This is a genomic window from Halomonas halmophila (assembly GCF_006540005.1).
GTDB lineage: Bacteria > Pseudomonadota > Gammaproteobacteria > Pseudomonadales > Halomonadaceae > Halomonas > Halomonas halmophila.
The window spans coordinates 1-1043 of record NZ_BJOC01000083.1; the positions used below are offsets into that span (position 1 = coordinate 1).

The following is a 1043-nucleotide window of genomic DNA, read 5'->3' on the forward strand; positions in this document are numbered from 1 at the left end:
TAAAACAAGGGGCCGTAGCGCCCAAGTAATCGAGACCTCCGGTGGTAAACGTTGGCAAGAAGATGGCAGCACCCATTCCTACCGCTTGGCTGATGCCTGGGAAGGGGAGTTTAATGTATTTACTTAACGAAGGCCTATGGCGTCGTATGAAATCGCTTATTGTACTTATTTTATCGCTACTAATCGGTATGGGAACACAGTCAATGGCACAGGACAAAGAAGCGTATCAGTTTGGTGTCCGCTGGAGCGTGAATGGTTTAACATCATCACTAGATATACAGGGAATTATGCTCGATTTTACTGGCGTACCAAGCCATTTAGATCAGCGCCAACCGATTAGCCAATACATCAAAAAAGGTAAAAATATTGTTGAGTTAAGTTCATGGCCCTACGAATACGATATTGAGCATGAGCTGCGCGTATCACTAATATATTGGAGACTAGGTCAAAACCCCAACACTGAAGCCAGCACCGCCTTTGAAGTCGTGATGAGACCTGGCGTGGAAGACGCCAAGTCCGAAATTGTCTCAAGAGATCCGGGTGCTCCCTTGCAACCCCGGGACAGTGAGATCCGATTTATCAGGAAAAAAGACTTTGATACGTTGTATATTCCCTTTAATAACCGCCAACCGATGCCCACCTGGTGTTGGGAAGAGGGCGATGTACTGCGTGACAATGCCGCGACCCGCGATAGCCTGACCCGTGAATACCGCCGCTTGCATAAACTGTTTTCCGCGGGCAATAACGCTGCCCTTCAGAAGGCCGCCTCAACCAGAACCAAAGAGCTCGCCTTGGCTTCCGGCACGTCAGAAGCGTACGTGCGTGAACGCTACAGCTACAATATGTTTTTCGACAATCCTGATATTTATCAATTAAATAGTTTTCCAGAAGAGCCATTAACCCTGAACTTGGCGGCGGATAACCGAGTGGCCTGGCTGACAACAGAGGGGGTTCAGGTCCCGATACGGTTTAACCATGTGCAGGAAGAAGGCGTTTCAAGCAAGATAAGGCCTTACTTCATCCGCCGTAACGGTCAGTGGGTG

The 1043-nt window shown here is 48.7% G+C and carries 1 protein-coding gene; it reads left to right on the top strand.

The window, feature by feature from the left end; all coding sequences use genetic code 11:
• Positions 1-203: 203 nt before the first annotated feature.
• Positions 204-1043 (top strand): hypothetical protein (locus HHA01_RS14685; protein WP_141322063.1); only part of this gene is annotated, 840 nt, incomplete at its 3' end.